This window comes from Comamonas sp. NLF-1-9, from assembly GCF_019195435.1.
In the GTDB taxonomy this organism is placed as follows: Bacteria; Pseudomonadota; Gammaproteobacteria; order Burkholderiales; family Burkholderiaceae_C; genus Comamonas_C.
The window spans coordinates 1,347,349-1,374,237 of sequence record NZ_CP078069.1; the positions used below are offsets into that span (position 1 = coordinate 1,347,349).

Consider the following 26,889-nt stretch of genomic DNA (forward strand, 5'->3'; position numbering starts at 1 on the left):
TTGTAGGGTATTTTTCAGCGCCTTTCTGAAAAACCGGCTCAATGTTTCACCGAACCAGCGGCGCTGGCCGGCGCCAGCGCCGGCACTACCGCGGCGGCGGCGAGCTCTTCCTCGGAGAGCGGCGCGGGCTTGCGCTCGAGCGCGATCTCCAGCACCTTCTCTATCCAGCGCACCGGCACGATCTCCAGGCCTTTCTTCACGTTTTCCGGTATCTCCTGCAGGTCCTTGACGTTTTCCTCGGGGATCATCACCGTGCGGATGCCGCCGCGCAGGGCCGCGAGCAGCTTTTCCTTCAGACCGCCGATCGCGGTGACCTCGCCGCGCAGCGTGATCTCGCCCGTCATGGCCACGTCGGCCCGCACCGCGATGCCGGTCAGCGCAGACACCATGGCTACGGCCATGGCGATGCCCGCGCTCGGCCCGTCCTTGGGCGTGGCGCCGTCGGGCACGTGGATGTGCAGGTCGCGCTTTTCAAATACCTCGTCGCGCAGGCCCAGCGCGTGGGCGCGCGAGCGCACCACCGTGCGCGCCGCTTCCACCGACTCTTTCATCACGTCGCCGAGCGAGCCGGTGCGCTGTATCGCGCCCTTGCCCGGCATGGTGGCGACCTCGATGGTCAGCAGATCACCGCCGACCTCGGTCCAGGCCAGGCCTACCACCTGCCCGATCTGGTTCTTCTGCTCGGCGCGGCCATAGTCGAACTTGCGCACCCCGAGGTAGTCGGCCAGCTTCTTGGGCGTGACCTTCACGCCGGGCTTGAGCTTCTTGAGCAGCAGCCCCTTGACCACCTTGCGACAAATCTTGGAGAGCTCGCGCTCGAGCGAACGCACGCCCGCCTCGCGCGTGTAGTAGCGCACGATGTCGACGATCGCCGCCTCCTGCACCTGCAGCTCGCCCTCTTTGAGGCCGTTGGCCTGCATCTGCTTGGGCAGCAGATAGCGCGTGGCGATATTGGTCTTCTCTTCCTCGGTGTAGCCCGCCAGGCGTATCACCTCCATGCGGTCGAGCAGCGCTGCGGGGATGTTCATGGAATTGCTGGTGGCCACGAACATCACGTCCGACAGGTCGAATTCCAGCTCGACGTAGTGGTCGGCAAACTTGCTGTTCTGCTCGGGGTCGAGCACCTCGAGCAGCGCGCTCGAAGGGTCGCCGCGAAAGTCCATGCCCAGCTTGTCGATCTCGTCCAGCAGAAAGAGCGGATTGCGCGTACCCGCCTTGGACAGGCTTTGCAGCACCTTGCCCGGCATTGCGCCGATGTAGGTGCGCCGGTGGCCGCGGATCTCCGCCTCGTCGCGCATGCCGCCCAGAGCCATGCGCACATACTTGCGCCCCGTGGCCTTGGCGATCGACTGGCCGAGCGAGGTCTTGCCCACGCCCGGCGGCCCGACCAGGCACAGGATGGGCGCCTTGAGCTTGTCCACGCGCTGCTGCACCGCAAGGTATTCGAGGATGCGGTCCTTGACCTTCTCCAGCCCGTAGTGGTCTTCGTTGAGCACCTCTTCGGCCAGCGCCAGGTCGTGGCGCACCTTGGTCCTCTTGCTCCAGGGCAGGCCGGCGAGCACGTCGATGTAGTTGCGCACCACCGTGGCCTCGGCCGACATGGGCGACATGAGCTTGAGCTTCTTGAGCTCGGCCTCGGCTTTCTTGAGCGCCTCCCTGGGCATCCTGGCGGCCTTGATGCGCTTGGCGATTTCCTCGACGTCCGCGCCCTCTTCGCCTTCGCCCAGCTCCTTCTGGATCGCCTTGACCTGCTCGTTCAGATAGAAGTCGCGCTGGTTCTTTTCCATCTGGCGCTTGACGCGCCCGCGGATGCGCTTGTCCACATTGAGGATGTCCACCTCGCGCTCGAGCTGTTCGAACAGGTTCTCCAGCCGCGCCTTCACGTCAGTGAGATCGAGCACGTGCTGCTTGTCCTCGAGCTTGAAGGGCATGTGCGCGGCGATGGTGTCCGCCAGACGGCCCGCGTCCTCGATGCCGGCGATGGAGGCGGAAATTTCCGTCGGAATCTTCTTGTTGAGCTTGACGTACTGGTCGAACTGCTGCATCACCGCGCGGCGCAATGCCTCGATCTCCGCCGTCTCGCGCGCCACCACCGGTACCAGCAGCGGGCGCGCTGCGCCGGTGAAATGGCTCTCGCTGTCGCTCACTTCGACCAGGCGCGCGCGCTGCTGGCCTTCCACCAGCACCTTGACGGTGCCGTCGGGGAGCTTGAGCATCTGCAAGATGGTGGAGATACAGCCGATCTCGAACATGTCCTCGGCCTGGGGCTCGTCCTTGGACGCGGTCTTCTGCGCCACCAGCATGATCTGGCGGTCTGCGCCCATCGCCGCTTCCAGCGCCTTGATGCTCTTGCTGCGCCCGACGAAGAGCGGAAGCACCATGTGCGGAAACACCACCACGTCGCGCAGTGGCAGCAGCGGGAAGACAAGGGGGGCGTCGGGCAGGGGCGTCTGTCCAGGCATGGGCAATTCCTCAAAACGGCCATGCGCCGGCACGGGCAGGGCCAAGATCATGGGCCGGGCTGCCGGTGGCGCCGGCAACCCGCATGGCGTGGCCGCAGCCGGCCACCCTCAGGCTTTCTTCGCTGCCTCGCGGTATACCAGCAGCGGCGCCCTCGCTTCGTCGATGGTGGCCTCCTCGACCACCACCTTTTCCACGTTGGCGGCATTCGGAAGGTCAAACATGGTGCCTATCAGCGATTGTTCAAGAATCGAGCGCAGGCCGCGCGCGCCGGTCTTGCGCGCAATCGCCTTGCGCGCGATCGCCTTGAGCGCGGCCGGGCGAATCTCCAGCTCCACGCCCTCCATCTCGAGCAGCGCGCCGTACTGCTTGACCAGCGCATTCTTGGGCTCGGTGAGGATGCGCACGAGCGCGTCCTCGCCAAGCTCGGCCAGCGCCGCGACCACCGGCATGCGCCCGACCAGTTCGGGTATCAGGCCGTACTTGATCAGGTCCTCGGGTTCGATGTCCTGAAACACCTCGGAGAGCGAGCGCTGCTTCTTGCTGCGCACCGTGGCGCCAAAGCCTATGCCTGAAGCCTCGGTGCGGTCTTCGATCACCTTCTCCAGACCGGCAAACGCGCCGCCGCAGATGAACAGGATGTTGGTCGTGTCTACCTGCAGGAAGTCCTGGTTGGGGTGCTTTCTGCCGCCCTGCGGCGGCACGCTGGCCATGGTGCCTTCTATCAATTTGAGCAGCGCCTGCTGCACGCCCTCGCCCGACACGTCGCGGGTGATGCTGGGGTTGTCGCTCTTGCGCGTGATCTTGTCGATCTCGTCGATGTAGACGATGCCGCGCTGCGCACGCTCGACCTCGTAATTGCAGCTTTGCAGCAACTTCTGGATGATGTTCTCGACGTCCTCGCCCACATAGCCCGCTTCGGTCAGCGTGGTCGCGTCGGCCATCACGAAGGGCACGTCGAGCTGGCGCGCCAGGGTCTGCGCCAGCAGCGTCTTGCCCGAGCCCGTGGGGCCGACCAGCAAGATGTTGCTCTTGGACAGCTCCACGTCTTCCTTGCCGGCCTTCTCCTTGTGGCGCAGGCGCTTGTAGTGGTTGTAGACGGCCACGGCCAGGGTGCGCTTGGCCTGCTCCTGGCCGATCACGTAGCTGTCCAGGTTGGCCTTGATGTCGGCCGGCGTGGGCAGGTCGCCGTTGCCCCCCTGGGCGCTGTCTGCGCCCGGCTGTTCGTCGCGGATGATTTCGTTGCACAGGTCTATGCACTCGTCGCAAATGAAGACCGAAGGGCCTGCGATGAGTTTCTTGACTTCGTGCTGACTCTTGCCGCAAAACGAGCAGTACAGGGTTTTTTCGCTGGAAGAGCCTTTTTTCTCGGCCATGGAGCTACGCCTTGAAACGGATAACGTGAACTGATGATACTCAAATAAAAACGGCGCTTCCCGCAAGGGAAACGCCGTGCGCGCAGGCCTTGCGGGATCAGGAACGCCGGGCGATCACCTGGTCGACGATGCCGTAGTCCTTGGCCTCGTCGGCGGTCATGAAATAGTCGCGCTCGGTGTCGTGCACGATCTTCTCGTAGCTCTGGCCGGTGCGCTCGGCCAGGATGCGGTTCATCTGCTCCTTGGTGCGCAGGATGTCGCGCGCATGGATCTCGATGTCGGTAGCCTGGCCGCGCGCGCCGCCCAGCACCTGGTGGATCATGACCTTGGAGTTGGGCAGCGAATAGCGCTTGCCCTTGGCACCGGCGGCCAGCAGGAAGGCGCCCATGCTGGCGGCAAAGCCCACGCACATGGTGGAGACATCGGGCTTGATGAACTGCATGGTGTCGTAGATCGCCATGCCGGCGGTGACGCTGCCGCCGGGCGAGTTGATGTAGAAGGAAATGTCCTTGTCCGGGTTCTCGCTCTCCAGAAACAGCAGCTGCGCGACCACCAGGTTGGCCGACTGGTCGTTGACCTCGCCCACGAGGAAGACCACGCGCTCCTTGAGCAGACGCGAATAGATGTCGTAGGAGCGCTCGCCGCGCCCCGATTGCTCCACCACCATGGGGATCAGGCCCAGGGCCTTCGTCTCTTGTGCACTCATGCAGTTCTCCAGCAAATTCGCTTCAGGCTTGTCTTTACTCTATCCGCAAACAGATGGGGCTTGCACCTGCCGGTACAAGCCCCGAATCTGATGCCTGCCAACGCAGGAGCGGCTCAGTTCTGCGCCATCAATTCGTCGAAGCTGACGGCCTTGTCGGTGACCTTGGCCTTGCCCAGCACGAAGTCGGTGACGTTGTTTTCCACCACCACGGCCTCGACCTCGGCCAGACGATCGCGGTCGCCGTAATACCACTTGACCACGTCCTGCGGCTTTTCGTAGCTCGAGGCAAGCTCCTCGACGTGGGCCTTGAGCTGCTCGGGCTTGGCCTGCAGCTCGTTGGCGCGCACCAGCTCGGCCACTACCAGGCCCAGGCGCACGCGGCGCTCGGCCTGCGGGCGCACCACATCCTCGGGAATGTCGGCCTTGTCGGCGTCCTTGATGCCGCGGGCCTTGAGGTCGGCGCGCGCGCCTTCGAGCAAGCGCTCGATCTCGGCCTGCACGATGGCATTGGGCAGGTCCAGCTCGGCGTGGGCGAGCAGCGCATCCATCACGGCCTGCTTGTTGCGCGCCTGCAGGCGGAACTTCACCTCGCGCTCCAGGTTCTTGCGCACGTCGGCGCGCAGGCTCTCGACCGTGCCGCCCTCGATGCCGAGCGATTTGACGAACTGCTCGTTGACTTCGGGCAGGTGCGCCGCTTCCAGGTTCTTGAGCGTGACCAGGAAGTCCGCCGTCTTGCCTGCCACGTCCTTGCCGTGGTAGTCCTCGGGGAAGGCCAGCGGGAAGGTCTTGCTTTCGCCGACTTTCATGCCGCGCACCGCGTCTTCGAACTCCTTGAGCATCTGGCCTTCGCCCACGAGGAACTGGAAGGCCTCGGCCTTGCCGCCGTCGAAGGGTTCGCCGTCGATCTTGCCCTCGAAGTCCACGGTCACGCGGTCGCCGTCCTCGGCGGGCGTGCCCTGGGCGCGCTGGGCAAAGGTGCGCCGCTGCTTGCGCAGGATGTCCAGGGTGCGGTCGATGGCCGCGTCATCGACTTCGGCGCTGAGCTTTTGCACTTCGGCGCCCGAGAGGTCGCCGAGCTTGACCTCCGGGAAGACCTCGAACACCGCATCAAAGGTCATCTCGCCCTCGGGCGCACCGTCTTTCTCGGAAATGCGCGGCTGGCCGGCCACGCGCAGCTGGGCTTCGTTGGCGGCCCTGGAGAAGGCCTCGCCCACCTTGTCGTTGATCACCTCGTACTGCACCGAATAGCCGTAGCGCTGCGCCACGACGCCCAGCGGCACCTTGCCGGGGCGAAAACCGTCCATCTTGACGGTGCGCGCCAGACGCTTGAGGCGCCCATCCACTTCGCTCTTGATGCTCTCGACCGGCAGGCTGAGCGTGATCTTGCGTTCGAGTTTTTCCAGCGTTTCAACAGTGACGGCCATCGTGCTTCCTCATCGTCGGACAGAGTGCAAGGTGCTGAGCCGGCCCCGGCAGCACCTTCGCATGTGTTTTGCAGGTTTCTCCCCTCGCCCTCGCGCGCCCGGGGCGGCGTCACCTTGCCCTGACCGGGCAGGCGCGTGCTTGGGAAAACCCGGCATTGTAGCGAAGCGGCGCGGGCGGCCCGCGCCTACTTGCCGAGAATCTCCTTGACCTTCTCGGCCTCGCAGCGGCCGCTGACCTGGGCCTGGGGCGGCACGCAGCCCGGCGCGGCCTCGCCCGCCGAGAGCTTTTGCAGCGCTTGCCAGAGCAGCGCGATCTGGCGCTCCTGGGCGGAAGCGGAATCGGCCAGCGTGCGCAGCGCCTGCGCCAGCGGGTCGTCCTGCTGGGGCGTGACGCCGTAGGCGCTGAACTTCTGCTGCTCCTCGTGCTGCGCCTCGGTCACGTCCGCGCCATGCTCCTGGTGCGAGGCGATGATGCGCGCCGGAATGCCCACGGCCGTGGCGCCAGCGGGCACCGGCTTGATGACTACCGCGTTGCTGCCGATCTTGGCTCCGTCGCCGACGACGAAGCCGCCCAGCACTTTGGCGCCGGCGCTGACCACCACGCCGCGCCCCAGCGTGGGATGGCGCTTGGTGCCCTTGTAGAGCGTGGTGCCGCCCAGCGTCACGCCGTGGTAGATGGTGCAGCCGTCGCCGATCTCGGCCGTCTCGCCGATCACCACACCCATGCCGTGGTCGATGAACACACGCTCACCCAGCTTGGCTCCGGGGTGGATCTCTATGCCCGTGGCCCAGCGCGCCAGGTGCGAGATGAAGCGCCCGAGCCAGCGCAGGCCATGCGTCCAGCACCAGTGCGCGGGCCGGTGCAGCCAGATCGCGTGCAGCCCGGGGTAGCAGGTAGCGACCTCCCAGGCATTGCGCGCGGCCGGATCGCGCTCCAGGATGCACTGGATATCGGAACGGATTCTGGAGAACATGGCTCGTGCGGATCGGCTGCGCGCTCTGGAAGGCAGCGCCGATTATCTGGCCCCGGGCCGCTCGGCCTGCAGCATGGCGCGGGCAATGCCGCGCAGGATGTGGATTTCCTCCTGCGTCGGCTGCGCGCGGTTGAACAGCTGGTTGAGCCGCGGCATGAGCTTTTTCGGCGCACCGGGGTCCAGAAAGCCGATGTGCGTCAGCGCCTGCTCCCAGTGGGCGAGCATGCCCGCAAGCTGCGCGCCGTCGGCCAGCGCCGCAGCCGGCGTGGCATCGTGCACCCGAAAACCGCCCAGCGCCAGACGCCATTCGTAGGCCAGCACCTGCACCGCCGCCGCGAGGTTCAGCGAGCCGAACTGCGGCGAGGTCGGGATGCTCAGCGCCACGTGGCAGCGGTAGACGTCGGCGTTGGCCATGCCGAAGCGCTCGCTGCCAAAGAGGAAGGCGACACCGAAGTCGCTCGCACCATTTTCGCTCGAATCGGGCCTCAGCCCTTGATCGGCAAGCGCTGGCAGCTCTCCGTTCAATAGCATTCTGAAGTGCTCGCGCGGCGTGCGCGTGGGCGGGCCGAAGTCGCGCGGCGTCATCGCGGTGGCGCACAGGTGGTGCATGCCCTCGATCGCCTCGTCCAGCGTGGCGACCACGCGGGCGCGCTCGAGCACGTCGAGCGCACCGCTGGCGCGCTGGATCGCGATGTCGCGGCGCAGCACGTTGGGCCAGCGCGGCGCTACCAGCACCAGTTCGTCAAAGCCCATGGTTTTCATCGCCCGGGCGGCGGCGCCCACGTTGCCCGGGTGGCTGGTCTGAACCAGTACAAAGCGTGTTCGCATGGCGGCGATTGTCGCCCCGGCCCGCGCGGCGGCGCCAGGCACTAGAATTGCCAGCCCTCGCGCATCGCCGCGTCCGTTTGCTCCTTGTCATGTCGTCCCATCTGCACCCCATGCTCAACACGGCCATCAAGGCCGCGCGCGCCGCCGGCGCCATCATCAACCGCGCCGCGCTGGACGTGGAAGCCGTGCGCGTGGCGCAAAAGCAGATCAACGACTACGTCACCGAGGTGGACCAGGCCAGCGAGACGGCCATCATCGACACCTTGCTGACCGCCTACCCGGGCCATGGCATCCTGGCGGAAGAATCCGGGCGCCAGCACGGCGCGAAGAACTCCGAGTTCGTCTGGATCATCGACCCGCTGGACGGCACCACGAATTTCATCCACGGCTTTCCCTATTACTGCGTGAGCATCGCGCTGTCGGTGCGCGGCAAGGTGGAGCACGGCGTGGTCTACGACCCCACGCGCAACGACTTGTTCACCGCCACGCGCGGGCGCGGCGCCTTCATGAACGACAGGCGGGTGCGCGTCTCCAAACGCACGCGCCTGTCCGAATGCCTGCTGGGCACGGGCTTTCCCTATCGCCCCGGGGACGATTTCGCCGGCTACATGAAGATGATGGCCGACGTGATGCAGCACACCCACGGCCTGCGCCGCCCGGGCGCTGCGGCGCTGGACCTGGCCTATGTGGCTGCGGGCTTTACCGACGGCTTCTTTGAAACCGGCTTGTCCATCTGGGACGTGGCCGCAGGCGGCCTGCTGGTGACCGAAGCCGGCGGCCTGGTGGGCAACTTCACCGGCGAGGCCAATTACCTCGAGCAGCGCGAATGCCTGGCCGCGCCGCCGCGCATCTATGGCCAGATGGTGAATCTCATCGGCAAGTACAGCAAGTTTGCCGGCGTGGCCGACAAGATGGCGGTCCAGGCCGCCGCTGCGGCCGAGGGCGAAGTCGGCGCCGGCTAGTATTCTCCTGTTTTGATAGCTTCCTGCGCTTTGTTGGCGCGCGCCAGAGCCTGATTTGACTGAATAATGCCGCTGCTCACCGCCGCGCTCACGCTGTGCATGGTGCTGGCCGTCGGCGACGGCGATTCGCTGAGCGTGCGCTGCGGCGCGGGGCCGAGGCAGCAACTGCGCATCGCCGCGATCGACGCGCCCGAGCTGCGGCAGGCCTGGGGCCAAGAGGCGCGCCGGCATCTGGCGGCGCTGTGTCTGCGCCGAACCGCCCAGGTGCGCGCACAGGGGCATGACAAGTACGGACGCACGCTCGCCCAGGTGCACTGCCAGGGGCAGGATGCCGCCTGGGCCCAGGTGCAGGCAGGCCTGGCCTGGGTGCACCCGAGCCAGGCGCGCATTCACCCCGCTCTGGCGGCGGCCGCGCGCCAGGCGCGTGCGCAGCGCCGGGGTTTGTGGGTACAAAAGCGCCCGCTGGCGCCCTGGAAGTACCGCCAGCGCCGCGCCGGCACCAGGCACGGCCGGGGCTGAGCACCAGACGCCCCGGCGCGCCCCGGCCGCACCGCTTCAGAGAAAGTCGGCGCGCAGCTCGGCGCCGCTGCGCGGCGAAAGCAGCGCGGGCGAGAGGTCGAGCACCGTCTTGCAGCCATGCTGGCCTGCCTGGTGCAGGCGGTGCACCGCGCGCGCGCAGGCCACGAGCACGCTGGCGGTGAACTCGGGGTTGCTGTCCAGTTGCAGGCGGAATTCGAGCACGTGCTTGAGCTGGCTGGAGGTGTTGCCGCTGCGGATGACGAAGCCGCCATGCCCCATGCCGGCGTGCTCGGCCGCCAGCTCCTGGGCGCTGATGAAGTGCACCGTGGTGTCGTAGTCGCTGAAGTAGTTGGGCATGCTCACGATGGCCTCACGCACCGCTTCGGCATTCGCTCCTTCCTTGAGCACCACGAAGCATTCGCGCCGGTGCTTCTCGCGCGTGGCCAGCTCCGGGCGGCTGCCGCTGCGCACCCGCTCCATCGCCTCGTGCAAGGGAATCGTGTACTGCACGCCGCCGGCCACGCCCGGCACATGGCGGATCGCGTCCGAATGCCCCTGGCTCAGGCCCTTGCCCCAGAAGGTGTAGGTGGCGCCGTCGGGCAGCAGCGCGTCGCCCATCACCCGCTGGATGGAAAACAGCCCAGGATCCCAGCCGGCCGAGATCAAGGCGGTGGTGCCGCCCGCGCGCGCGGCGGCGTCCACCTTGGCGTAGTGCTCGGGGATGCGGGCGTGGGTGTCGAAGCTGTCGACCAGGTTGAAGTGGCGTGCGAACTCGGGCGTCTGCTCGGGCAGGTCGTCCTTGGAGCCGCCACAAAGAATGAGCACGTCCACCTTGGAGCGGTGCTGCGCGAGCGCGCTCAAGGGGTAGCTGGCCACGCCGCTGGCCGGATGCACGCCGGCCGGGTCGCGGCGCGTGTACACGCCGGTGAGCACCATGTCCGGGTTCTTGGCCACGGCCTGCTCGACGCCGCGTCCGAGGTTGCCGTAACCGGCGATGGCCAGACGCACGGGGGCCTGGCGATGGTCGTTTTCCTGATGGTTCATTGGGACTTCCTGTTCATGAAAATGCTAGCTTGCAGCGCCCTGCAGCAAAGCGCAAGAACGGGATTTGACCCTCATTCGTGCGGGACGCGGCCGGTGCCGGCGTCGCCCGCTTCAGCGGGTGGCGCCCGCGTTCAACGCGATCGTGGGCGCCGGCGCTGACGCAGTGCAACAAAAATCATTCGCTTTTCGGCACCGGCCCGCCGCGATACAGCCAGGGCAGGTCAAGTATGCGCTCGCCCAGCAGGCGCAGCGACAGGTCGCGCGCCAGGCGCAGCGGCCCCACGGCGTGGAAGATCTGCCCGTTGCGCCGCGAGCGCCGCTGCACCGCCGCCACCCGTTGCCAGCGCGCCAGCGCATAACGGCGCAGGCGCAGCGGCAGCTCCAGCGCCTGCATCGCCAGCGCGTGCTGCAGTTGCATCGCGTCCTCTATGGCCATGCCCGCGCCCTGGGCCATGTAGGGGCGCATGGCATGCGCCGCGTCGCCCGCGAGCGCCACGCGGCCCTGGGCCATCTCGTGCGCACCGGCCACGGGCGCGCGTTCGGCCAGCGGCCACAGGCGCCAGACGCCGCCCGCCTGCCCTGCCGCACGCACCAGGTCTTGCAGCGGCGTGCAGCTGCCGGCAAGGGCTGCGAGCAATTCGGATTCGCTTGCCGCGCAGTCCCAACCCTCGAGCCCGGGCGGCGGCTGGCCGTGGCGTATGGCCACCAGGTTGAGCAGCGCACCGGCGCGCAGCGGGTAGTGCACCAGATGCAGGCGCGGCCCGAGCCAGACGGTGACCAGCTCGCTGCGCAGCGGCGCGGGCAAGGCCTGCTGGGCGACCACCGCGCGGTAGGCCAGATGGCCTGACGGCAGCTCGCCCGCCACACCGGGCAGCAGCGCGCGAACGCGGCTGTGCAGGCCATCGGCGCCAAGCAGCGCGTCGCTCTCCACCTGCAGCTCGCGGCCGTCGGCGCAGCGCAGCCGGGTGCATACGGCCGCATCGTCTGCGGTGAAGTCCAGCAGCTCGTGCTGCAGTTGCAATTGCACTTCGGCCAGCCCCTGCACCGCCGACAGCAGGACGCCGTGCAGGTCGGCGCGGTGGATGGTGAGGTAGTCGCCGCCATGGCGCTCGCTGATCTCGCGCCCCAGGCGCATGCGCGCGAGCTCGCGCCCGTCGAGCGCGCTGCGCACCTGCAGCAGCGGCGGGCGGCAGGCAAGCGCGCGCAGGGGCGCGGCGAGCCCCCAGGCGTCGAGGCAGCGCACCGCATTGGGGCCGAGCTGCACGCCCGCGCCGATTTCGCCAAAGGCCTTGGCGCGCTCATGCAGGCGCACCTGCCAGCCCGCCCGCTGGCTCGCAAGCGCTGCGGCCAGACCGGCTATGCCGCCGCCTGCAATCAGGATCTGCTGCATGAACAATCAGGGAGAAGGCCGCCGCCGCGCAAAGCCCTCGGCGACCGGGGACAGGCCAGCGCGCGGCCGGCGGCCCCCGCAGGCGCGGGCCGGCTGTGCCGTCAATCGCCGATCAACTGGTGCAGCACGTAGGGCAGGATGCCGCCGGCGCGGTAGTAATCGACCTCGATCGGCGTGTCCAGGCGCAGCACCAGCGGCACCTCCTGCGTGCTGCCATCGCTGCGCTGAATGATCAGCTTGGCCTTGCCCTGGGGCTTGAGCTTGCGGTCCACCACCACGTCCACCACCTCGTCGCCGCGCAGGTTCAGCAGCTCCCAGCTGTCCTTGCCGCGAAACTGCAGCGGCAGCACGCCCATGCCTATCAGGTTGGAGCGGTGGATGCGCTCGAAGCTGCGCGCCACCACCGCCTGAATGCCCAGCAGTTGCGTGCCCTTGGCCGCCCAGTCGCGGCTGGAGCCGGTGCCGTATTCCTCGCCGGCGAAGACCACCGTGGGGGTGTTGCTCGCCATGTAGAGCTCGGCGGCGTCGAAGATCGGCATCTTCTGGCCGTTTTGCGGGCCCGCGCCCTGGTAGATGGTGTCGCCGCCCTCCACGCGCGAGCCATCGGGCAGCGGCGGAATCATCAGGTTCTTGATGCGCACGTTGGCAAAAGTGCCGCGCACCATGACCTCGTGCTGACCGCGGCGCGAGCCATAGCTGTTGAAGTCCTGCTTCTGCACCCCGTGCGCCTTGAGCCAGAGGCCGGCGGGCGAGCTCTCCTTGATGCGGCCGGCGGGCGAGATGTGGTCGGTGGTGACCGAGTCGCCGAACAGCGCCATGATGCGCGCGCCGCGCACCGAGTGGTCGCGCGTGGCGGCTTCGGCGGCCGAGGCGGCCGTGGTGCGCGCAAAGCCGTCGAAGAACGGCGGTTTGGCGATGTAGGTGCTGCTGGGCCAGTCGTAGATCTGGCCGGTTACGCCCTTGATCTTTTCCCAGAGCTTGCCCGGCTCGGTCTCGATCTTGGCGTAGTTCTCGCGGAAGGCCTTGCCCTTCATCGCGAACTTGAGAAGCTTTTGCACCTCGTCGCTCGAGGGCCAGATGTCGCCCAGGTACACGTCCTTGCCGCCGCGGCCCTTGCCCACGGGCTCGGTCATCAAGTCCACATTGATGCTGCCGGCGATCGCGTAGGCCACGACCAGTGGCGGGCTCATGAGGAAGTTGGCCTTGAGGTTGGGGTGGATGCGCGCCTCGAAGTTGCGGTTGCCCGACAGCACCGAGGCGCAGACCAGCTCGTGCTCGGCAATCGCCTGGTTGAGCTCGGGCGTGAGGTCGCCCGAATTGCCTATGCAGGTGGTGCAGCCATAGCCGGCGAGGTTGAAGCCTATCTTTTCAAGATAAGGCAGCAGCCCGGTTTCCTGCAGGTATTCGGTGACGATGCGCGAGCCGGGGGCAAGCGAGGTCTTGACGTGGCGCTTGACCTTCAGCCCCGCCTCCACCGCCTTCTTGGCCAGAAGGCCCGCCGCCAGCATCACGCCGGGGTTGCTGGTGTTGGTGCAACTGGTGATGGCAGCGATCAGCACGTCGCCATTGCCCACCTCGAAGCCCGCAGGCTCGGCAAGCGCGTCCATCGGGGCTGCTGGGCGGATGTGCACGCGCTCGCCAAAGGCTTCTGCCGGACGCGCGAAGCCGCCGACCTCCATCGGCGTGGTGAACAACTCGGCAAAGCGCTTCTTGGCGTCGCCCAGGTCGATGCGGTCCTGCGGGCGGCGCGGGCCGGCGATGCTGGGCGTGACGTCGCCCAGGTCCAGCGTGACGACGCGCGAATAGTCCACCTCGCCGGCGCGCGCGGCGCCGAACAGGCCTTGGGCTTTGTAATAGGCCTCCACGAGTTCGATCTCGGCGCGGGTGCGGCCCGTGCCTTCGAAGTATTCGAGGGTGCGTCCGTCGACCGGGAACAGGCCTATCGTGGAGCCGTTTTCCGGCGACATGTTGCCCAGCGTGGCGCGGTCGGGCACGCTCAGGGACGCCGTGCCCTCGCCGAAATATTCGACGAAGGTGCCCACGACCTTGTTGCGCCGCAGCAGCTCGGTGACCGTGAGCACCAGGTCGGTAGCGGTGACGCCCTCGCGCAGCTGCCCCTTGAGCTCGAACCCCACCACGTCGGGCGTGAGGATGTAGACCGGCTGGCCGAGCATGGCCGCCTCGGCCTCGATGCCGCCCACGCCCCAGCCGACGACGCCGGCGCCGTTGATCATGGGAGTGTGGCTGTCGGTGCCGACCAGGGTGTCGGGATAGACCACGCCGTCCTTGCGCTGGTGCACGCCCTTGGTCAGGAATTCCAGATTCACCTGGTGGCAAATGCCAAAACCCGGCGGCACGACCCGGAAGGTGTCAAATGCCTGCATGCCCCATTTCATGAACTGGTAGCGCTCGTGGTTGCGCGCAAATTCCATTTTCATGTTTTGCGTCAAGGCCATCTTGGTGCCGTAATGGTCGACCATGATGGAGTGGTCGACCACCAGATCGACCGGCACCAGCGGCTCTACGCGTTTGGGGTCGGCGCCCACGCCTTGCGCCGCAGCGCGCATTGCCGCCAGGTCCACCAGCAGCGGCACCCCGGTAAAGTCCTGCAGCAGCACGCGGGCGACGGTAAATGGAATTTCTTCCGATCGGGCCGCATTGGGTTTCCAATTGGCCAATTGCTCGACGTGCTCGGCCGTGACCTTGCTGCCGTCGCAATGGCGCAACACCGATTCCAGCACGATGCGAATCGAGCGCGGCAGCCGCTTGACGTTGGGATACTTGCGCGCCAGCGCGGGCAAGGAGAAAAACCGGTGTTCCTTGCCCGACGCGGTGCTGAACGTCTTGATCGTGGAAGCAAAGGCATGTCCTTTTGCAGGGGCAGCAAGCATTTCTAGATCTCCTTGTAAGTGCAAAACGGAAAGTCGGGCCAGGCCTGCGGCATGCATTGCCCTCGGGCACCCCACACAGTCTGGGAGTGTACGCCCGCCGGCTGCGCCGATGCCGGGTACCAGGGCATCACCCTTGCGGCAGGCGGCGCAATGCGGGCGGAAAAAAGCCCGCGCGGGGCGGGCTTGGCAGGCAAGAGGCCGTGGTTCGCCTCAAATGGCAAATTGCGTGCGATCCTGGCCTTGTATCCACTTGGGCGGCTTGCCCCGACCGGTCCAGGTTTGGCCGGTGGCCGGATTGCGGTACTTGGGCGCCACCTTGCTCACCGTGCCAGCGGCGCGCGTGCGGCGACCCGAGGGAAACACGTCGGTAACGGTAAGTTCGAATTCCGCCACGGTCTGGCGCACTCTGGCAAGAGCGTCGGCAACTTCCTTTTCACGCGCGTCGCGGATTTGGGCGTCCAATGCCTCACGCTGCTGCAGCAATTCCTTGTAACTGGTCGTCATGATTATCCTGAATGGTTGATCCTGAAGTTGAAAGGCAATGCGGCGCGATTATAAGACCAGTTTGGCTGCAATTGCATGCTCGCGCGCTGGATTCTCATGGTTTCGAAGTGCTACTACTGCCCATTACCCGAATCCGCGCTGCAGGCGGTGCACAATCGGCACCCGGACTTGGCTGCGGGATGGCAATGGCTTTATATTGTGCGGGCGATATTCAGGGCTGCGACGGCGCATTGGAGCGACTGCTCGCGCTAATCGGTTTTTCTCCGAGCCGCGACACGCTGTATCTGCTGGGCGATCTGGTCAACCGCGGCCCCGATTCGGTCGCGGTATTGCAGCGCTGCATGGCGCTGGCGGGCAGCGTACAGGTCTTGCTCGGCAACCACGATCTGCATCTGCTGGCCGTGGCCCAGGGCGTGCGCCCGCCTTCCAGGCGCGACACGCTGGACGCGCTGCTCGCGCACCCGCAGCGCGCCGCCATGCTGGACTGGCTGCGCCATCAGCCGCTGGCACGCCAGGTGCACCACGGGGGCGAGGCCATGCTGCTGGTACATGCAGGCGTCTTGCCGGCATGGACACCGCAGCAAACCCTGGCGCTTGCGGGTGAGGTGCAGCAGGCGCTCAGCGGAGCGCACTGGCAGGCGTTTTTGCAGCAGATGTACGGCAATGAACCCGCCTGCTGGCACGAGGAGCTGCAGGGCATGGACAGGCTGCGCGTAGTGGTCAACGCGCTCACCCGGGTGCGTTTTTGCTCACTGCAGGGTGTGATGGATTTTTCCAGCAGCGAAAGCGCGCGCCAGGCGCCGGCGGGGCTGCTGCCCTGGTTCGAACTGCCGGGGCGCAAGACGCAGGGGCAGCTGACGGTGTTTGGCCATTGGTCGACGCTGGGCTGGATGAGCCGAGCCGACCTGCTCGCCCTCGATACCGGTTGCGTCTGGGGCGGCAGCCTGAGTGCGGTGCGCTTTGGCAGCACGCTGGCCGAACGCGAGCACCTCCAGGTTGAGTGCGCGCAGGCCCAGGCGCCGGGCGCGGCGCACGCCTGAGCGGCGCCGCTCAGGCGGCGTTTTGCTCGCTCGCTTGCGGCGCCTTGAAGAGCGCGGCCAGCACGCGCCGCTGCTTGATGTTGGAAGACACCCGCGGACGCGCGGCGGCCGGGGCCTGCTCCCAGCTCGGCGCGGCTTGCGGCGCGCTGCCGGGCTCATAGGGGCGATCAAAGAAGGGGTCGCGCGACGGCACGAAGCCGGGCGCCGCATGGCGGTGGCTGCGCGGCGAGCGTGTGCTCTCGCGCTCCGTGCGCGCGCCGTGGGTGCCGTCGCGATGGCGGCCCTCGCCGTGGCGCGTGGACGGACGCTCGTCCCTGAGCTGCAGGGGCTGCACTTCGACCTTTTTCTTGAGCAGCTTCTCGAGCTCGCCCATCAGGCGTGCGTCGCGCTCGGTCACCAGCGTGACCGCAAGGCCCGAAGCGCCGGCGCGGCCGGTACGGCCGATGCGGTGCACGTAATCTTCGGCGTTGAAGGGCACGTCGTGGTTGAACACCGCCGGCACGTCCTTGATGTCCAACCCGCGCGCGGCCACGTCGGTGCAGACCAGCAGGTCCACCTCGCCACTCTTGAAGGCTTCCAGCGCCTTCAGGCGCTCGTCCTGGCTTTTGTCGCCGTGCAGCGCCGCGGTCTTCAGGCCGTCGCGCGCCAGCGCGCGGGTCAGGCGCGCGCAGCCGAGCTTGCTGTTGACGAAGATGAAAGCCTGGGTGAGTGCGCGCTCCCTGAGCACCTGGCGGATGGCCGCACGCTTGCCGTCTTCGCTCACGCCGTAAAAGCACTGCTCCACGGTGGACGCCGTGGCGTTGGGGCGCGCGACCTCGATGGTCACCGGATCGTGCAGGTAGCTCGCGGCCAGGCGCTTGATCTCGGGCGAGAAGGTGGCCGAAAAGAGCAGCGTGGTGCGCTCTTTGGGCAGATAGGACAGGATGCGCTGCAAGTCCGGCAGAAAGCCGATGTCCAGCATGCGGTCGGCCTCGTCGAGCACCACGTATTCCACGTGGTTGAGCACCACGTTCCTGGCTTCGATATGGTCGAGCAGGCGCCCGGGCGTGGCCACCAGCACCTCCACGCCCTTCTTGAGCTCGGCCGTCTGCGGTTTCATGTCCATGCCGCCGAACACCACGGTGGAGCGCAGCTGCGTGTACTTGGCGTAGAGCGCCACCTGCTCGGCCACCTGGTCGGCGAGCTCGCGCGTAGGCAGCAGCACCAGCGCGCGCACCGGGTGGCGCGCGGGCGAAGCGGAGGTGTTTTCGTGCGCCAGCATGCGCTGCAGCAGCGGCAGCGCGAAGGCCGCCGTCTTGCCGGTACCGGTCTGGGCCGCACCCATCACGTCCTTGCCGGTGAGTACCACCGGTATGGCTTGTGCCTGAATGGGGGTCATGGTCTCGTAGCCCATGTCGGCTACGGCGCGCTGCAAGGGGTCAGCCAGCGCTACTGATTGATAAAGCGTCGTCATGAACCCGCAATTGTCGCATTGCAACAAAAAACGGGCAAATCGGGCTTCAAAGCGTGCGCGCGCCGAAGGTGTCGCAGGACTGCACCGAGCCGCTCTGGTAGCCCTGGGTGAACCAGCGCACACGCTGGGCGCTGCTGCCATGGGTGAAGGCGTCGGGGCGCACGACGCCGCTGCTTTTGCGCTGCAGCGTATCGTCGCCGATCTGCTCGGCGGCGTTCACTGCCGATGCGATGTCGCCCTGCTCCAGCCAGCCCTTGGCCTGCTGCGAATGCTGCGCCCAGACGCCGGCGTAGCAGTCGGCCTGCAACTCCAGGCGCACCGAGAGGGCGTTTTGCTCGCGCTCGCTGATGCGCCCGCGCATGCCGTCCACCTTGGCGCTGGTGCCGAGCACGGTCTGCACATGATGGCCGACCTCGTGCGCGACGACGTAGGCGCGCGCGAACACGCCGGGCGCCCCGAGCTGGCGGGCCATGGTGTCAAAAAAGTCCATGTCCAGATACACCTTGTGGTCGCCGGGGCAATAGAACGGGCCCATGGCCGACTGCCCGGTGCCGCAGGCCGTGGGCGTGGCACCGCGAAACAGTACCAGGCGCGGCGCCGGATACTGGCCACCGCCCTTGCGGAAGATGTCCGTCCAGACGTCTTCCGTGGAAGCGAGCACGGTGGACACGAAGGCCGCCTGCCGGTCGTCCTGCGGCGGCTGGCCAGCCGGCACCTGGGCGCTTTGCGGGGCGCCGCCGCCCGAGAGCAGCTCCAGCGTGGTCAAGGGATTGATGCCGAATACGCCCCAGCCGACGAGCGCCAGCACCACCGCGCCTATGCCCAGGCTGCGCCCGCCCAGGCCGAATCCGCCCCCGCCTGCACCGCGGCGATCTTCGACGTTTTCCGACCGACGTTCGCCTTCCCAACGCATGCCTTGCTCCAAGTGCAGTAAATTGCAGCGATGGTAACGCCAGCTCCCGCCCCCCCGCCTGCCACCCGGGCCGCTGCACGCCCGACGGTGCTGGTCACCGGGTTTGACGCCTTTGGCGAGCATGCGGTCAACCCCTCGGCCCAGGTGGCCCAGGCGCTGCACCGGCGCCAGATCGCGGGCTGCCGCGTGGTCGGCGCGCAACTGCCCACGGCGTTTGCCGCGGCCACGGCGCAAGTGCTGCAGTTGCTCGAGCGCCACCAGCCCGCGCTGGTGCTCTGCCTGGGCCTGGCGGCGGGGCGCGAGGCGCTGCAGCTCGAGCGCGTGGCGCTCAACCGCGACGATGCGCGCCTGCCCGACAACGACGGCGCCCAGCCGCGCGAGCAGTCCATCATCGAGGCCGCGCCCGCCGCCTACCTTTGCACCCTGCCGACCGAAGCCATGCAGCGCGCCATGGTGGCCGCGGGCGTGCCCACGGTGGTGTCGCAAAACGCCGGCAGCTTCGTCTGCAACCATGTGTTCTTCCAGCTCATGCACCGCCTGGCGAGCGAGCCGCGCTGGCAGGGCACGCGCGGCGGCTTCATCCACCTGCCGCCGCTCAGCGGCCAGGGCGAGGGCGGCATGCCGCTCGCCCAGCTGGTGCACGGGGTGCGCACCGGCCTGCGCGCCGCGCTGACCACGCCCGCGCCCAGCCACACTGGCCACCCCGGCCAGGCCTGAGCATGCAGGCCACGAGCGAGGCAACGCGCACCGCAGCAAGCCTGCCCTGGAATGCGCTGCTCGACGAGATCGAGGCGCTGCTGCGCGCAGGGGTCGCCCAGGTGCCCCCGCGCATCGTCATGCCCACGGGCGAGGGCAGCGTGCTCTTCGTGATGCCGGCCACCGACGGCGTGGTGGCGATGACCAAGCTGATCAGCTTCACCGCCGCCAACGCCGGCAGCGGCCGCCCGACCATCCAGGGCGATGTGAGCGTGTTTGACGTGGCCAGTGGCGAGCGCCGGCTGATCCTGGACGGCCCGACGGTGACCGCGCGGCGCACCGCTGCGGTATCGGCGCTGGCGGCGCGGCATCTGGCGGCCCGCCCGGACGGCGCGACGCTGATCATCGGCGCCGGCGTGCAGGGTCGCGCGCATCTGGAGGCCTACACCGCCGCGCTTGGCGTGCGCCGCTTCGTGCTTGCCTCGCGCAGGCTGGCCAGCGCCGAAGCGCTCGCGCGGCATGCGCGCACCCTGGGTCTGCAGGCCCAAGCCGTGGCCGATGCGCACGCGGCGCTTGCCCACTGTCCGCTGGTCGTGACCTGCACGCCGGCGAACGCGGTGGTGCTCAGCGGGCCGCTGCGAGCCGACGCCTTCGTGGCCGCGGTCGGTGCGTTCACGCCGCAGATGCGCGAGCTCGACGCCGGCCTGTGCCGCCACTTTGCCGAGCACGGGCGCATCGTGGTCGATACGCGCGACGCGGAGCATGAGGCGGGCGACTTGCTGCAGGCCGGCATCGCCGTGGCGCCGCTGCCCAGCCTGCAGGATGTGCTGCGCGGGCCGGCGCCGCTGCGCGGCGGCGCCGTGCTGTTCAAGAGCTGCGGCTGGGCCGGCTGGGATCTGGCGGCGGCGCGCCTGGCGCTGCGCCATGCGCGCTGAAAGAGAAGCTCAGGCGCGCGGCAAGGTCACGCCCTGCTGGCCCTGGTACTTGCCCTTGCGGTCGCGGTAGCTCACCTCGCAGACCTCGTCGCTCTGGAAGAACAACACCTGGGCGCAACCCTCGCCCGCGTAGATCTTGGCAGGCAGCGGCGTGGTGTTGCTGAATTCAAGCGTCACATAGCCTTCCCATTCGGGCTCGAAGGGCGTGACGTTGACGATGATGCCGCAGCGCGCATAAGTGCTTTTGCCCAGGCAGACGGTGAGCACGTCGCGCGGGATGCGGAAATATTCGACGGTGCGCGCCAGCGCAAAGCTGTTGGGCGGGATGATGCAGGAGTCGCCCTCGAAGTCGACGAAGCTGTTTTCGTCGAAGTTCTTCGGGTCCACCACGGTGCTGTGGATGTTGGTGAAAACCTTGAATTCGCGCGCGCAGCGGATGTCGTAGCCGTAGCTGCTGGTGCCGTAGCTGATGACCTTGCGGCCGTCGACCTCGCGCACCTGGCCGGGCTCGAAGGGCTCGATCATGCCGTGCTCGCTGGCCATGCGCCGGATCCACTTGTCGCTCTTGATGCTCATGGAAGAACTCCTGTTGTGCGGATTCTAACCGTTGCATCAATAACAATAGCTGCTCGCGCTTGCCTGGCAAGCGCTGCAGCCATATTTCTTTCAAACTTCAGCGGTCCACGTGGGCGCCGCCCTCGTACCAGCGCTTGAACATGTCGAGCTGCTGCGGGCTGAGCGCGTCGGGGTTGCCAAAAGGCATCTTGCGCAGCTGCACGACCTGCTGGTAGATCTGCTGGGCGTGCTGCTTCACGTCCTCGGGCGTGTCGAACTTCACGCCTTTTTGCTGGATGGTGGCGCTGCTGTGGCAGACGAAGCACTGCTCCTTCATGACCGCGTGCAGATCGGCAAAGGCCACGGGTTCGCTGGAGCTGCTGCTCGCCTGCGGCGCGGGCTTGAGCCAGGCGACGAGCGCAAGCAGCAGCACGATGCCCACCGCCGCATACGGCCAGGGGTGGCGGTTGCGCCCGAGCTTGTAGCCGTGGCGCAGCACGAAGAACTGGCGGATCAGCGCGCCCGCGGCCATCATCACGATCAGGATCAGCCAGTTGTTCGGCGCGGTGTTCATCCAGCCGTAGTGGGTGGAGAGCATGGCAAAGACCACTGGCAGCGTGAAATAGGTGTTGTGCACGCTGCGCTGCTTGCCGCGTTGCCCGTGCACCGGGTCCACCGGCTGGCCGGCCTTGAGCGCGGCCACCACCTTGCGCTGGCCGGGGATGATCCAGAACAGCACGTTGGCGCTCATGGAAGTGGCCAGCATCGCGCCCATGAGCAGAAAAGCCGCCTGGCCGGGAAAGATGCGGCAAGCGAGCCAGGCCGCGATGCACACCAGCACGGCCACCAGCGCGCCAACGATGGTGTCGCCCCGCTCTTTCTGGCCCCAGATGCGGCAGATCATGTCGTACAGCAGCCAGAAGACGACGAGAAAGGCGAGCGCCGCCACCACCGCCATGGCGGGCGACATCAGCGGCGCGGCCGGGTTGACCAGATAGACACCGGCGTTCCACAGGTAGGAGACGGACAGCAGGGCAAAGCCCGACAGCCAGGTGGTGTAGCTCTCCCAGAAGAACCAGTGCAGATGATCGGGCAGCTTGGGCGGCGAGACGTTGTATTTGACCGGGTGGTAGAAGCCCCCGCCGTGCACCGCCCAGAGCTCGCCGGTGGCGCCGTCCCGGCGCAGTTTTTCATCCACCGGGGGCGTGAGACTGCTGTCCAGAAAGACGAAGTAAAAGGACGAGCCCACCCAGGCGATGGCGGTGATGACGTGCAGCCAACGCAGCAGCAGATTGGCCCAGTCCAGCAGATAAGCTTCCATGTGCAAGTCTCCGGCTGCTCACCACCGCGGGCGCTCTGAGCAGCTCATGAGAGGCCGCGCTCGGCGCATGCCTGCATGCTCCGGCACCGCTGCGACCTGGTTTGTGGACACAAATTGTATGCAGATGGCCCGCTCAATCCAGCGGGCTTACCCGCATCAGGAGTTGCGCGGCCACCGCCACGGCAATCACCTGCGGGTCTTTGCCGACGATGCCGGGCACGCCTATCGGGCAGGTGACGTGGGCGAAGTCGGCCTCGGTGTAGCCGCGCGCCTCCAGCCGGTGGCGAAAGCTCGCCCACTTGGTCTTGCTGCCGATCAGGCCGATGAAGGGCAGGTCGGCGCGCGCGCGCTGGCGCTTGAGGCATTCGGCCACGATGTCCTGGTCTTCGGCATGGCTGAAGCTCATGATCAGCACCTGCGAGCCCGGTGCGATGTCGGCCACCGCCGCCTGCACCGGGTCGGAATACTCGCAGCGCACCTTGCTGGACAGGCCTTCGGGAAAGATCTCGTCGCGGCTGTCGACCCACTGGATGGCAAACGGCAGCGGCGCCAGCACCCGCACCAGCGCGCGGCCCACATGGCCGCCGCCAAACAGCGTCAGCGGGTGCAGCCGCGGCGCCAGGCGCTCGCGCACCCTCGCCAGATCCTGCGGGCCCAGGCATTCAAAGCGCAAAAACACCACCCCGCCGCAGCACTGGCCCAGGCTCGGGCCCAGCGCCTGGCGCTGCAGCGGCTCATCGGGCGCCTGGCCGGCTGCGCAGGCCCGCAGGCGCGCGCGCGCCTGGTGCATGGCCTGCCATTCCAGATGGCCGCCGCCGATGGAGCCGATCAGCAGCGCGGGCTCGGCCTGCGCAATCGCCATCCAGGCGCCGGCTTCGCGCGGGGTCGAGCCCTGCACCCGCTGCACCGTCACCAGGCACACCGGGCCGCGCGCCAGGGCGGCGAGCAGCTGTTCCAGCGGGGTCTGCGGCGCGGGCATGGGCTGCTCAGGAGCCACGGTAGGTGGAATAGCTCCAGGGGCTGACCAGCAAGGGCACGTGGTAGTGCTGCCCGGGATGGGCGATGCCAAAGTCCAGGCTCACGCGGTTCAGGAAGTTGGGCTCGGGCAACTCCACCGCGCGGGCCTTGAAATAGGCCGCAACCTCGAAGCTCAGCCGGTAGGTGCCCACGCGCAGACTGGCGTTGTCCAGCAGCGGGGCGTCGCTGCGCCCATCGGCATTGAGCGTCAGGCGCTTGATCAGCATGGCCTTGTCGCCATCGGTGGCGTACAGCGCCACCTGCATGCCGGCGGCCGGGCAGCCGTGCATGGTGTCCAGAACGTGGGTACTCAGTCCCATGGCCTTGTCTCCTGTTGCAGGTCCATCGACGATGCAGGAAAGTGTATACACTTTTTGTACTCTCGCCATGCTTGGGTGAAGGTTTAGGCTTGCGGCTTCGTCGCACGTGAAGGCCCGCCATGCCCGCCCATCGCCCTTTCCTGCTTCTTGCTGCCGCGCTGCTGGCGCTGAGCGCCGGCTGCAGCCATGCGCCGAGCGCGCCTGCGACCGCGCCTGCGCAGGCGCCGGCTGCGCGCGCCGCCGCTGCGGCCTACGACTTCGACAAGGACATCTTCCACCCGGTGCTGGCGCGCCACGGCATGGTGGCCAGCGAGCAGGCGCTGGCCACGCGCATAGGGCTCGACGTGCTGCGCCAGGGCGGCAACGCGGTGGACGCGGCGGTGGCCGTGGGCTTTGCGCTGGCCGTGGCCCTGCCCAATGCGGGCAACCTGGGCGGTGGCGGCTTCATGCTGGTGCACGACGCGCGCAGGGGCCGCCAGGTGGCGCTGGACTTTCGCGAGATGGCGCCGGCCGGCGCGCATCGGCGCATGTACCTGGACGCCGAGGGCAAGGTGATAGACGGCAAGTCGCTCTACACCCACTACGCCGTCGGCGTGCCCGGCACCGTGGCGGGCCTGGCGCATGCGCTGCGCCAGTGGGGCACGCTCACGCTGGCCCAGGCGGTAGAGCCCGCCGCCCGCCTGGCCGAGCAAGGCTACGCCGTCAGCCCCACGCTGGCCAAGGTGCTCGCGCGCGAGCGCAAGACGCTGGCGCCCTGGCCCGCCAGCCGGGCCATCTTCTGGAAAGACGGCGCGCCGATGAAGCAGGGCGAGCTGCTGGTGCAAAAAGACCTGGCTGCGTCGTTGCGCCTGATCGGCGCCCAGGGCCCGGCGGCCTTCTACGAGGGCGAGATCGCGCGCAAGATTGCCGCCGAGATGGCGCCACACGCCGGCAGCATCACCCTGGCCGACCTGAAGAACTACCGTGTGCTCGAGCGCGAGCCGATGCGCGGCAGCTACCGCGGCCACGAGATCGTCACCATGCCGCCGCCGTCCTCTGGCGGCGCGCATCTGGTGCAGATGCTCAACATCCTGGAGCGCTGGCCGCTGGCCGACTGGGGCGCAAACAGCGCGCGCACCGTGCACCACATGGTCGAGGCGATGAAGCTCGCCTACGCCGACCGCGCCGAATACCTGGGCGACCCCGACTTCGTGCGCGTGCCGCTTGCCGGCCTGATCAGCAAGCGCTACGCCGACCAGCTCGCCGCCGGCATCGCGCCGCAGCGCGCGCGCAGCGCCAGCGACATCCGCGCCGGCCAGCCGCAGGCCTATGAAAGCGCCCAGACCACGCATTTTTCAGTGGTCGATGCGCAGGGCAACGCGGTGGCCGTCACCTACACGCTCAACACCAACTTCGGCAGCGGCATCGTCGCGGCCGAAACCGGCATCGTGCTGAACAACGAGATGGACGACTTTGCCGCGCGCCCGGGCGTGGCCAATGCCTACGGGCTGGTCGGCGGCGACGCCAACGCGGTGGCCGCGGGCAAGCGCCCGCTGTCCTCGATGACGCCGACGCTGGTGCTGCAGGACGGCAAGCTGCGCCTGGTCACCGGCAGCCCGGGCGGGCCGCGCATCATCACCACGGTGCTCGAGACCGTGGTCAACCTCATCGACTTCGGCATGAACCCGCTGCAGGCGGCGGCCACGCCGCGCTTTCACCATCAGTGGATGCCAGACGAGCTGCGCGTGGAGCAAGGCTTCTCGCGCGACACGCTGGACTTGCTGCGCGCCTGGGGCCACAAGCCAGTCGTCAAACCGGCCATGGGGCGCACCCAGACCATAGAGCTGCGCGGCGGCCTGCTCCATGGCGCGTCGGACCCGCGCAACCCCGACGGGCTCACCCTCGGCTACTGAGGCGGGCGTCTCCCCGCGATGGCGGTCTTCGGCCCTGGCGCGGGCCGTGGATGGGACGTCTGCTCTTGAAACGCAAGCTGCTCGCGCCGTATCAACGGGCGTTTCAGATACAAGACACTCTGGAATCCTTGTTCCTTATGCGCAAGCAGCTCCCGTAGTCATAGCTACCGTGCTGCCTGCGGCTTGCACCCGCGCGCCGCCTACGCGATCAGCAGCGCGCGGAAATCGTTCACGTTGGTGTGCGTCGGCCCGGTCTGCAGCGCGTCGCCCAGCGGCTCGAACAGGCCGTAGGCGTCGTGGCGCAGCAGCAGCGTGCGCGCATCCAGGCCCAGCGCTGCGGCGCGCGCGAGCGTGTCGGGCGCAACCAGCGCGCCCGCCTTGTCCTGCGTGCCGTCGATGCCGTCGGTGTCGGCCGCCAGCGCCCACACGCCCGCCTGGCCTTGCAGCGCAAGCGCCAGCGCCAGGCAGAACTCCCCGGCCCGCCCGCCGCGCGCGGGCGCGCCCTCTGGCGCCGCCGCGTCCAGCGTCACCGTGGTTTCGCCGCCCGAGAGCAGCACGCAGGGCCGGGCAAACGGCGCATTGCGCAGTGCCACCTCGCGCGCCAGCGCCGCATGCATCTTGGCGACCTCGCGCGATTCGCCCTCGATGGCGTCGGAGAGCACATGCGCGCCAAGGCCTGCGGCGCGCGCCGCCTCGGCCGCCGCCTGCAGCGACTGCCCCGCCGTTGCGACGAGGTGCATCGCATGCCCGGCCAGGCGCGCGTCGCCCGGCTTGGGCGTTTCCAGCGCGCCGCTGCGCAGAGCCTGTGTCACGGCCTCGGGCAGCGCGATGCCGTAGCGCCGCGCCACCGCCAGCGCGTCGGCGCAGCTGCTGGCGTCGGCCACGCTCGGGCCGCTGGCGATCACCGACACCTCGTCGCCCGGCACGTCGCTGATCGCCAGCGTCACCACCGGCGCGGGCGCACAGGCCAGCGCCAGGCGCCCGCCCGCGGTGCGCGAGAGGTGCTTGCGCAGGCAGTTCATCTCGCCGATGGCGGCGCCGCTGGCCAGCAGCCGGGCATGGATGTGCTGCAGCTGCGCCAGCGTGAGCCCCGGCACCGGCAGGCTCAGGAGCGCCGAGCCACCGCCCGAGACCAGGCAGACGACCAGGTCGTCCGCGCTCAAACCCTGGGCCAGCGCCAGCAACTGCCGGGCCGCGGCAGCGCCGGCGGCGTCGGGCACCGGGTGCGCGGCCTCGCGCACCTCGATGCGCTGGGCCAGGCCTGCGGGGCGCGGCGGTACGTGGCCGTAGCGCGTGACCACCAGCCCACTCAGCGGCGCCTGCGCAGGCCACAAGGCTTCCAGCGCCTGCGCCATCGCCCCGGCCGCCTTGCCCGCGCCCAGCACCAGCGTGCGCCCGCGCGGCGGCGGCGGCAGCCAAGGGGCCATGGCCGCGAGCGGCTGGGCGCGCTGCACCGCCACCTGAAAGAGCGCACGCAGCAGCCCGCGCGGGTCTTGGCGAAAGGACGGCAGGGTGTTCATCGGCATGGCAGGCGTCACGGCGGCGTCAATTATCGAAGGCGCACGCCCCGGGCGGCGCGCACGCGATCTGCGCTGACAGCAGGTGTCGGTGCCGTCCTACAGGCATGCGCAGCCTGGCCCCAGACAATGAACTTCAGCTTTCGGGCCCC

23 protein-coding genes are annotated in these 26,889 nt (G+C 68.1%); 6 read left to right on the forward strand and 17 right to left on the reverse strand.

Going from position 1 to position 26,889, the window contains the following annotated elements:
• Window positions 1-38 precede the first annotated feature (38 nt).
• The 6 genes from lon to KUD94_RS06625 form a co-directional block, all read right to left on the reverse strand.
• Window positions 39-2,462 carry an endopeptidase La gene (gene lon, locus KUD94_RS06600; protein ID WP_218239211.1) on the reverse strand — a complete coding sequence of 808 codons (2,424 nt, stop codon included), beginning with the start codon at window positions 2,460-2,462 and terminating at the stop codon, window positions 39-41.
• A 108-nt stretch (window positions 2,463-2,570) separates the two neighbouring features.
• On the reverse strand, window positions 2,571-3,836 hold the full coding sequence (clpX, locus tag KUD94_RS06605; protein ID WP_218238988.1) for an ATP-dependent Clp protease ATP-binding subunit ClpX: 1,266 nt from the start codon (window positions 3,834-3,836) through the stop codon (window positions 2,571-2,573).
• Between the two features lie 97 nt (window positions 3,837-3,933).
• Window positions 3,934-4,542 carry an ATP-dependent Clp endopeptidase proteolytic subunit ClpP gene (gene clpP / locus KUD94_RS06610; protein ID WP_218238989.1) on the reverse strand — a complete coding sequence of 203 codons (609 nt, stop codon included), beginning with the start codon at window positions 4,540-4,542 and terminating at the stop codon, window positions 3,934-3,936.
• A 113-nt stretch (window positions 4,543-4,655) separates the two neighbouring features.
• Window positions 4,656-5,966: a trigger factor gene (gene tig / locus KUD94_RS06615; protein ID WP_218238990.1), complete on the reverse strand. Its 1,311-nt coding sequence runs from the start codon at window positions 5,964-5,966 to the stop codon at window positions 4,656-4,658.
• 185 nt (window positions 5,967-6,151) lie between these two features.
• The gene (gene cysE, locus KUD94_RS06620) at window positions 6,152-6,940 is read right to left on the reverse strand and encodes a serine O-acetyltransferase (RefSeq protein ID WP_218238991.1); all 789 of its coding nucleotides are present in this window, start codon (window positions 6,938-6,940) and stop codon (window positions 6,152-6,154) included.
• A gap of 42 nt (window positions 6,941-6,982) precedes the next feature.
• Window positions 6,983-7,768: an RNA methyltransferase gene (locus KUD94_RS06625; protein WP_218238992.1), complete on the reverse strand. Its 786-nt coding sequence runs from the start codon at window positions 7,766-7,768 to the stop codon at window positions 6,983-6,985.
• Between the two features lie 89 nt (window positions 7,769-7,857).
• Here KUD94_RS06625 and KUD94_RS06630 point away from each other — a divergent pair, with 89 nt between their 5' ends.
• Window positions 7,858-8,730 (forward strand): inositol monophosphatase family protein, encoded by an 873-nt coding sequence (locus tag KUD94_RS06630; RefSeq protein ID WP_218238994.1) that lies wholly within the window; start codon window positions 7,858-7,860, stop codon window positions 8,728-8,730.
• Between the two features lie 66 nt (window positions 8,731-8,796).
• Window positions 8,797-9,249 (forward strand): thermonuclease family protein, encoded by a 453-nt coding sequence (locus KUD94_RS06635; RefSeq protein WP_218238995.1) that lies wholly within the window; start codon window positions 8,797-8,799, stop codon window positions 9,247-9,249.
• A 36-nt stretch (window positions 9,250-9,285) separates the two neighbouring features.
• On the opposite strand, the gene KUD94_RS06640 is transcribed toward KUD94_RS06635, so the two are convergent.
• From KUD94_RS06640 to KUD94_RS06655, 4 genes are all read right to left on the reverse strand, one after another.
• Window positions 9,286-10,293, reverse strand: a complete 1,008-nt coding sequence (locus tag KUD94_RS06640; protein WP_218238996.1) for a diaminopimelate dehydrogenase — start codon at window positions 10,291-10,293, stop codon at window positions 9,286-9,288.
• A 175-nt stretch (window positions 10,294-10,468) separates the two neighbouring features.
• A complete protein-coding gene (locus KUD94_RS06645; RefSeq protein ID WP_218238997.1) occupies window positions 10,469-11,683 on the reverse strand; it encodes an FAD-dependent monooxygenase in 1,215 nt (404 codons plus the stop codon).
• Window positions 11,684-11,784: 101 nt separating this feature from the next.
• Window positions 11,785-14,574 carry an aconitate hydratase AcnA gene (gene acnA, locus KUD94_RS06650; protein WP_218238998.1) on the reverse strand — a complete coding sequence of 930 codons (2,790 nt, stop codon included), beginning with the start codon at window positions 14,572-14,574 and terminating at the stop codon, window positions 11,785-11,787.
• A gap of 210 nt (window positions 14,575-14,784) precedes the next feature.
• Window positions 14,785-15,078, reverse strand: coding sequence for an H-NS family nucleoid-associated regulatory protein (locus KUD94_RS06655; protein ID WP_218238999.1), 294 nt, complete (start codon window positions 15,076-15,078; stop codon window positions 14,785-14,787).
• A 185-nt stretch (window positions 15,079-15,263) separates the two neighbouring features.
• Between KUD94_RS06655 and KUD94_RS06660 the strand changes: the two genes are divergently transcribed.
• Window positions 15,264-16,118 carry a symmetrical bis(5'-nucleosyl)-tetraphosphatase gene (locus KUD94_RS06660; protein WP_218239000.1) on the forward strand — a complete coding sequence of 285 codons (855 nt, stop codon included), beginning with the start codon at window positions 15,264-15,266 and terminating at the stop codon, window positions 16,116-16,118.
• Window positions 16,119-16,128: 10 nt separating this feature from the next.
• On the opposite strand, the gene KUD94_RS06665 is transcribed toward KUD94_RS06660, so the two are convergent.
• Window positions 16,129-17,571, reverse strand: a complete 1,443-nt coding sequence (locus KUD94_RS06665; RefSeq protein ID WP_218239001.1) for a DEAD/DEAH box helicase — start codon at window positions 17,569-17,571, stop codon at window positions 16,129-16,131.
• A 46-nt stretch (window positions 17,572-17,617) separates the two neighbouring features.
• Window positions 17,618-18,484, reverse strand: a complete 867-nt coding sequence (locus tag KUD94_RS06670; protein WP_218239002.1) for a neutral zinc metallopeptidase — start codon at window positions 18,482-18,484, stop codon at window positions 17,618-17,620.
• Window positions 18,485-18,571: 87 nt separating this feature from the next.
• On the opposite strand from KUD94_RS06670, the gene KUD94_RS06675 reads away from it, so the two are divergent.
• Entirely contained in the window at window positions 18,572-19,201 is a 630-nt protein-coding gene (locus KUD94_RS06675) for a pyroglutamyl-peptidase I (RefSeq protein ID WP_255569144.1), read from the forward strand.
• 2 nt (window positions 19,202-19,203) lie between these two features.
• Window positions 19,204-20,115, forward strand: a complete 912-nt coding sequence (locus KUD94_RS06680; protein ID WP_218239005.1) for a delta(1)-pyrroline-2-carboxylate reductase family protein — start codon at window positions 19,204-19,206, stop codon at window positions 20,113-20,115.
• A 9-nt stretch (window positions 20,116-20,124) separates the two neighbouring features.
• On the opposite strand, the gene dcd is transcribed toward KUD94_RS06680, so the two are convergent.
• From dcd to uraH, 4 genes are all read right to left on the reverse strand, one after another.
• A complete protein-coding gene (gene dcd / locus KUD94_RS06685; RefSeq protein ID WP_218239006.1) occupies window positions 20,125-20,691 on the reverse strand; it encodes a dCTP deaminase in 567 nt (188 codons plus the stop codon).
• Window positions 20,692-20,788: 97 nt separating this feature from the next.
• Complete coding sequence (locus KUD94_RS06690; RefSeq protein WP_218239007.1) at window positions 20,789-21,991, reverse strand: urate hydroxylase PuuD; 1,203 nt, start codon at window positions 21,989-21,991, stop codon at window positions 20,789-20,791.
• Between the two features lie 133 nt (window positions 21,992-22,124).
• Entirely contained in the window at window positions 22,125-22,970 is an 846-nt protein-coding gene (gene xdhC / locus KUD94_RS06695; RefSeq protein WP_218239008.1) for a xanthine dehydrogenase accessory protein XdhC, read from the reverse strand.
• 7 nt (window positions 22,971-22,977) lie between these two features.
• Window positions 22,978-23,328, reverse strand: a complete 351-nt coding sequence (uraH, locus tag KUD94_RS06700; protein WP_218239009.1) for a hydroxyisourate hydrolase — start codon at window positions 23,326-23,328, stop codon at window positions 22,978-22,980.
• A gap of 119 nt (window positions 23,329-23,447) precedes the next feature.
• On the opposite strand from uraH, the gene ggt reads away from it, so the two are divergent.
• Entirely contained in the window at window positions 23,448-25,220 is a 1,773-nt protein-coding gene (gene ggt / locus KUD94_RS06705) for a gamma-glutamyltransferase (protein ID WP_218239010.1), read from the forward strand.
• Window positions 25,221-25,420: 200 nt separating this feature from the next.
• Here the strand turns inward: ggt and KUD94_RS06710 are convergent, their stop codons facing one another.
• Window positions 25,421-26,746: a glycerate kinase gene (locus KUD94_RS06710; protein WP_255569145.1), complete on the reverse strand. Its 1,326-nt coding sequence runs from the start codon at window positions 26,744-26,746 to the stop codon at window positions 25,421-25,423.
• Between the last annotated feature and the right edge of the window lie 143 nt (window positions 26,747-26,889).

What these genes read in the sequence shown, in the direction of transcription:
- dcd (WP_218239006.1), bottom strand. Translation starts at nt 20,691, where the DNA reads ATGAGCATCAAGAGCGACAAGTGGATCCGGCGCATGGCCAGCGAGCAC.
- KUD94_RS06655 (WP_218238999.1), bottom strand. Translation starts at nt 15,078, where the DNA reads ATGACGACCAGTTACAAGGAATTGCTGCAGCAGCGTGAGGCATTGGAC.
- KUD94_RS06630 (WP_218238994.1), top strand. Translation starts at nt 7,858, where the DNA reads ATGTCGTCCCATCTGCACCCCATGCTCAACACGGCCATCAAGGCCGCG.
- KUD94_RS06680 (WP_218239005.1), top strand. Translation starts at nt 19,204, where the DNA reads ATGCAGGCCACGAGCGAGGCAACGCGCACCGCAGCAAGCCTGCCCTGG.
- KUD94_RS06670 (WP_218239002.1), bottom strand. Translation starts at nt 18,484, where the DNA reads ATGCGTTGGGAAGGCGAACGTCGGTCGGAAAACGTCGAAGATCGCCGC.
- KUD94_RS06645 (WP_218238997.1), bottom strand. Translation starts at nt 11,683, where the DNA reads ATGCAGCAGATCCTGATTGCAGGCGGCGGCATAGCCGGTCTGGCCGCA.
- clpP (WP_218238989.1), bottom strand. Translation starts at nt 4,542, where the DNA reads ATGAGTGCACAAGAGACGAAGGCCCTGGGCCTGATCCCCATGGTGGTG.
- acnA (WP_218238998.1), bottom strand. Translation starts at nt 14,574, where the DNA reads ATGCTTGCTGCCCCTGCAAAAGGACATGCCTTTGCTTCCACGATCAAG.
- uraH (WP_218239009.1), bottom strand. Translation starts at nt 23,328, where the DNA reads ATGGGACTGAGTACCCACGTTCTGGACACCATGCACGGCTGCCCGGCC.
- KUD94_RS06690 (WP_218239007.1), bottom strand. Translation starts at nt 21,991, where the DNA reads ATGGAAGCTTATCTGCTGGACTGGGCCAATCTGCTGCTGCGTTGGCTG.
- ggt (WP_218239010.1), top strand. Translation starts at nt 23,448, where the DNA reads ATGCCCGCCCATCGCCCTTTCCTGCTTCTTGCTGCCGCGCTGCTGGCG.
- KUD94_RS06665 (WP_218239001.1), bottom strand. Translation starts at nt 17,571, where the DNA reads ATGACGACGCTTTATCAATCAGTAGCGCTGGCTGACCCCTTGCAGCGC.
- KUD94_RS06710 (WP_255569145.1), bottom strand. Translation starts at nt 26,746, where the DNA reads ATGCCGATGAACACCCTGCCGTCCTTTCGCCAAGACCCGCGCGGGCTG.
- KUD94_RS06635 (WP_218238995.1), top strand. Translation starts at nt 8,797, where the DNA reads ATGCCGCTGCTCACCGCCGCGCTCACGCTGTGCATGGTGCTGGCCGTC.
- KUD94_RS06640 (WP_218238996.1), bottom strand. Translation starts at nt 10,293, where the DNA reads ATGAACCATCAGGAAAACGACCATCGCCAGGCCCCCGTGCGTCTGGCC.
- KUD94_RS06625 (WP_218238992.1), bottom strand. Translation starts at nt 7,768, where the DNA reads ATGCGAACACGCTTTGTACTGGTTCAGACCAGCCACCCGGGCAACGTG.
- lon (WP_218239211.1), bottom strand. Translation starts at nt 2,462, where the DNA reads ATGCCTGGACAGACGCCCCTGCCCGACGCCCCCCTTGTCTTCCCGCTG.
- tig (WP_218238990.1), bottom strand. Translation starts at nt 5,966, where the DNA reads ATGGCCGTCACTGTTGAAACGCTGGAAAAACTCGAACGCAAGATCACG.
- KUD94_RS06660 (WP_218239000.1), top strand. Translation starts at nt 15,264, where the DNA reads ATGGCTTTATATTGTGCGGGCGATATTCAGGGCTGCGACGGCGCATTG.
- xdhC (WP_218239008.1), bottom strand. Translation starts at nt 22,970, where the DNA reads ATGCCCGCGCCGCAGACCCCGCTGGAACAGCTGCTCGCCGCCCTGGCG.
- clpX (WP_218238988.1), bottom strand. Translation starts at nt 3,836, where the DNA reads ATGGCCGAGAAAAAAGGCTCTTCCAGCGAAAAAACCCTGTACTGCTCG.
- cysE (WP_218238991.1), bottom strand. Translation starts at nt 6,940, where the DNA reads ATGTTCTCCAGAATCCGTTCCGATATCCAGTGCATCCTGGAGCGCGAT.